We start from the raw sequence: 4601 nt of genomic DNA, 5'->3' as shown, positions 1-4601 counted from the left end.
TACCAGCCGTTCCTTGTGCAGGGGGGTGAGCCGGGCGAACACACGGTGGCGGGTGAGTGCGTCGGCAACGGCGGCATCGTCCATGCGTTCGATCTGCGGCCCGGTCAGGATCGCATCGGCGTGCAGGCCCACCTGGGCGCACACCCGCGCGGTGACCAGCTCGTTGTCGCCGGTGAACACCTTCACCTCCACGCCGAGCGCCGCCAGGGCCTGCAGCGCCTGCGCGGTGGATTCCTTCGGTGGATCCAGGAACGCCACATAGCCGAGCAGGGTGAGGCCCTGTTCGTCGGCCTGCGAGTAGACCTGCTGGGTCGCCGGGGTTTCCTTCATCGCCACCGCCACCACGCGCAGGCCCTGTTCGTTCAGCTCCTCGGTGGTCTGCCGCACCCGGGCCAGCCGCGCCGCGTCGAGCGGCAGGTCGCGGCCGTCTTCGCGCACGGTGCTGCACACCGCCAGCATCTCTTCCACCGCGCCCTTGCAGATCAGCTCGTGGTGGTCGTCGCGCTCGGACACCACCACCGACATGCGGCGGCGCTCGAAGTCGAACGGAATCTCATCGACCTTGCGGTAGTCCTGCGCCAGGCGCAGCTCGGTCTGCAGCTCCACGTGCTCCAGCACCGCGCGGTCGAGCAGGTTGCTCAGCCCAGTCTGGAAGTGGCTGTTGAGGTAGGCGAAGGTGAGCACGTCCTGCGAGTCGTTGCCGAACACATCGGTATGCCGCTCCAGCGCGATCCGGTCCTGGGTGAGGGTGCCGGTCTTGTCGGTGCACAGCACTTCCATCGCGCCGAAGTTCTGGATCGCATCCAGCCGCTTGACGATCACCTTGCGCCGCGACAACAGCACCGCGCCCTTGGCCAGGGTGGAGGTGACGATCATCGGCAGCATTTCCGGGGTCAGCCCGACCGCCACCGACAGCGCGAACAGGAACGCTTCGGTCCAGTCGCCCTTGGTCACGCCGTTGACCAGCAGCACGAACGGCACCATCACCAGCGCGAAGCGGATCAGCAGCCAGCTGACGCTGTTGACGCCGGCCTGGAAGGCGGTGGGCGCCCGCTCGGTGGCGGTGCTGCGCTGGGCGATGGTGCCAAAGCAGGTGCGGTTGCCGGTGGCCAGCACCACCGCCGTGGCCGTCCCGGACACCACGTTGGTGCCCATGAACAGCAGGTTGGGCTGTTCCAGTAGATTGGCCTGGGCCACATCGGGCACCGCGAACTTCTCCACCGGCAGCGACTCGCCGGTCATCGCCGCCTGCGCCACGAACAGATCCTTGGCCGTGAGCACGCGGCAGTCGGCCGGGATCATGTCGCCGGCCGAGAGCACGATGTGGTCGCCGGGGACCAGTTCGCGGATCGGAAGCGAGCGCTGCTGCGCCGGCCGCCGGCTGTGCAGGTGCGCGCCGAAGTACTGGTCGGCCACGTCGGCCGCCTCGGTCCCCGCCGAACGCCGCAGCACGCGTGCGTTGTTGCCGACCAGCGCCTTGAGCCGCTCGGCGGCGCGGTTGGAACGCCCTTCCTGGATGAAGCGGATCAGGGTGGACAGCACTACCATGGTGCCGATCACCACGGTGGCCTTGAGGTCCTCGGTCAGCCAGGAGACCGCCGCCAACAGGGTCAGCAGCAGGTTGAACGGGTTGCGGTAGCACTGCCACAGATGGCGCCACCACGGCAGCGGCTTTTCGTGATCGATTTCGTTGGGGCCGACGCGGTCAAGGCGCTCGCCGGCCTCATGCATGCTCAGTCCATCGGGATGCGAATCCAGCGCGGCCAGTGCAGTGGCCAAGGGCGCATGCGCCAACCGCAGCAGGCCATCGCTGAAGTCCACCGGCACCGATGTCGCCGCACCGCGGCCGATGCCCGCCTCGGGCAGGGCACGGCGACGGAACAGGCTGCCGGCGCGGCGGCTGCGCAGGAAGGCATCGAACCATGCGTTGAGCAGGGTCATGGGGAACTCCTCAGGCGTGCTGCGCGCGGGCGACGGAAAACGTCACCATCGGCAGCGAAAAACGGGGATTGCCGCGCGAGCACAGCGGCTTCATGGCGGTACGGATCGGCGCGGGCAGGTGGCGCAGCACGCTGACGCGCTCGACGATCGGCAGCAGGCTCAAGGCGTCGGCGATGATCCGCGCCGAGCCCAATGCCAGGGCACGGGCGAACAGCGGTGCGCCGTGCTGCAACAGCTGGCTGCGCAGCGCGGCGACGTTGCGCTCACCGATCAGGCGGCGCAGGGTGATGTAGAGGATCTTGTAGTTCATCGGAAAGCCTCCGGGCAGGCAGCGCCCGTCGGCTTCCAGTGACTCAGTCGAGCCGAAGCCGCCGGCCGGACGCCGGGGTGAAACAGGGCAGTGGGTGGATCAGGGGCGCGTGGCGCCCGGCAGGATCGGGATCCATGGGGAAATCCGGTAGCGGAAGGGCGGATCCGGGGCGACGCACTGCGCCGAACCGGTGCGCGTATTGTCCGCACCGCACGCCCGCAGGCCTAGATGCCCGTGGGTTCGCCGCGATATACCTTGGTATAGGGGTGCGATGCCGGCCGTCGGCCGACCGCGTGGATCAGGACTTGGCCGGGCGTGCGCGACGCGGCTTGGGAATGCGGCCCACGTCCCGCGCCGGCGCACTACTGCGTGGCTGCAGCGGTTCCAGCCAGGACAGGTTGTCCACGTAGGCCAGGAAGTGTTTCAGGTAACCGGGCGAGATGTCGCCCATCAACGTGATCGCGCGATGCACCAGCACCGCCGAGTTCAGCGGACCGCCATCGCTGGGTGCGGCCGCCAGCGATTGGCGTACCTGGCTGCGGCTGCGCACGGTGGCCCACAGCGCACGGAATTCGTCGATCGCCGGCAGGGCAGGGTAAGCGGTTGGGGCCGTTTGCGCGCCGCTGGACGCGTCGGGTGTGGACAACACGCGCGGGCGGGCGGCAAGTTCCGCGACCAGATCGGCCAATGGCGCCGCGCGCAGCGGCGCTGCGACGACGCCGCGCCGGGAAGCGCGCGGGAGCGCACTGGCGTAGGCCGCCACGCGGTCGGACAAGCGTTGTTCCAGCAGCGTGCGCGCGGTCCCTTGCGCACGCGCCGCACGTGCCTGCAGGGCATCGAGCACCGCGAACGCGACCGGGTCGTGCCGGTCCAGCTGTTGCTGGCGCCACTGTTCCAGCCGCGCGCGCGGATCGACCGGCTTAGCCGCCATTGCTGGCCTTGGCCGGCCTGGGCCGCGGAATCGGCGCCATTTCAACACGCCGGTTGCGTGCACGCCCGTCCTCATCGGCATTGGAGCCGACCGGCTGCTCGGCGCCGAACGCGGCGGCAAACACCGCAGAGGCGGGCACGCCTTCGGCGATCAACGCGCGGGTCACGGTAAGCGCGCGCTCGGCCGACAACGCCCAGTTGTCGGCGAACTGGCGATTGCCTTCGCGCACCTGGCGGTCGTCGGTGAAGCCACTGACCATCAGGATTTCCTCGCGCGAGGACAGATACTCGGCCAGCGGCGCGGCCAGGCTCTTCAGCAGCTCGCGGCCTTCCGGCTGCAGCTGGTCGGAATTGAGCGCGAACAGCACGCTGCCGCGGATGCCGATGCGGCCATCCACCAGTGTCACCCGGCCGGCCGCGAGCGGCACCGCCAGTGCCTGCTCCAGGGTCTTGCGCCGCGCCGCTTCGGCCTGACGCTGCTTGACCTCATGGTCCAGGCGGGTGGACAGCTCCAGTTGCAGCGCCACCACGCCGACCAGGATCAGCACGAACGCGCCCAGCAGCACCGACATCAGGTCGCCGAAGGCGGCCCAGATCGGTGCACCGGACTCGCCGTCGACCTCGATCTCATCGCTCATGCGCTGGCGGCCTTGCCAGTGCCCCGGCGTGCGCCGAGCTGCTGCAGTTCCTCGATGATCTGCTTCTGCGACAGCACGCTGAGGTCGATCACCTCGCGTGCCTGGCCCACGTAGTACGCCAGCTGCTCGTCGCTGCGTGCCAAGGATGCATCCAGCGCGGTGCCGATCTGCTCCAGGCGCTGCCCGAGATCGGCGCTGGCGGTGCCGAACACCTGCATCGCACCGCCGAAGGCATCGGCCAGGCTGGCCACTTCGACCGCGCTGCCGGTGACCTGCGCGGCCACCTCGCCGAGCTTGCCGGTTTCAACCGCCAGGTGCTCGGTGAAGCGGCTGCCGACCCGTTCAAGCAGATCGGCCGAGGTGGTGACCAGCGCGTCCACCGCCGTGCGCTGCTCGGTCGAGGCGTGGTTGACCGCATCCAGCAGGGTTTCCAGCGTGGCCAGCAGACGGCTGCGCTCGTCCAGCATCGCGGTATCGCGGACCATGCTGTCGGAGAGTTTCTGGCGCAGTTCGGCGACCACGTCGGCGGCGGCCTTGGGCGCCTCGGAAGCCACCTGTACGAGACGCGAGATCTCGGCGATGGTGTCGCTGGCGTGGGCCTGGGTCTGCGCGCTGATCTGCTGCGCAGTGCTTGCCAGGGCATCGCAGATTGCCTGCTGGCGCTGCGCGACCTGCGCGCTGGTCTGCGACCACTGCTCGCCCAGCGTGACGGTCAGCGCTTCGAACGCGCCGCTCCACTGTGCCAGGCGCTGGGCATCGCGGGATTCCAGTGCGTCCTGCAA

General features: G+C 69.3%; 4 protein-coding genes and 1 pseudogene. All 5 read right to left on the bottom strand.

Going from position 1 to position 4601, the window contains the following annotated elements:
• Positions 1 to 1941, bottom strand: a 1941-nt coding sequence (gene mgtA / locus AC1DQP_RS16830; protein ID WP_478052048.1) for a magnesium-translocating P-type ATPase, incomplete at its 3' end; no start/stop codon positions are given.
• A gap of 10 nt (positions 1942 to 1951) precedes the next feature.
• Positions 1952 to 2251: a hypothetical protein gene (locus tag AC1DQP_RS16825; RefSeq protein ID WP_457319301.1), complete on the bottom strand. Its 300-nt coding sequence runs from the start codon at positions 2249 to 2251 to the stop codon at positions 1952 to 1954.
• Positions 2252 to 2549: 298 nt separating this feature from the next.
• Positions 2550 to 3182: a DUF2894 domain-containing protein gene (locus AC1DQP_RS16820; protein WP_457319302.1), complete on the bottom strand. Its 633-nt coding sequence runs from the start codon at positions 3180 to 3182 to the stop codon at positions 2550 to 2552.
• Complete coding sequence (locus tag AC1DQP_RS16815; RefSeq protein ID WP_256774293.1) at positions 3172 to 3819, bottom strand: OmpA family protein; 648 nt, start codon at positions 3817 to 3819, stop codon at positions 3172 to 3174. Before AC1DQP_RS16815 ends, AC1DQP_RS16820 begins: the two co-directional genes overlap by 11 nt.
• Positions 3816 to 4601: pseudogene (locus AC1DQP_RS16810) on the bottom strand (DUF802 domain-containing protein); the annotation flags it as partial. The gene AC1DQP_RS16815 and the pseudogene AC1DQP_RS16810, both read right to left, overlap by 4 nt.

Source organism: Stenotrophomonas sp. P5_A8 (assembly GCF_056400545.1).
The sequence above is the reverse complement of the archived record's forward strand: the minus strand, read 5'-3'. Positions and strand labels throughout refer to the sequence as shown.

What these genes read in the sequence shown, in the direction of transcription:
- AC1DQP_RS16815 (WP_256774293.1), bottom strand. Translation starts at nt 3,819, where the DNA reads ATGAGCGATGAGATCGAGGTCGACGGCGAGTCCGGTGCACCGATCTGG.
- AC1DQP_RS16825 (WP_457319301.1), bottom strand. Translation starts at nt 2,251, where the DNA reads ATGAACTACAAGATCCTCTACATCACCCTGCGCCGCCTGATCGGTGAG.
- AC1DQP_RS16820 (WP_457319302.1), bottom strand. Translation starts at nt 3,182, where the DNA reads ATGGCGGCTAAGCCGGTCGATCCGCGCGCGCGGCTGGAACAGTGGCGC.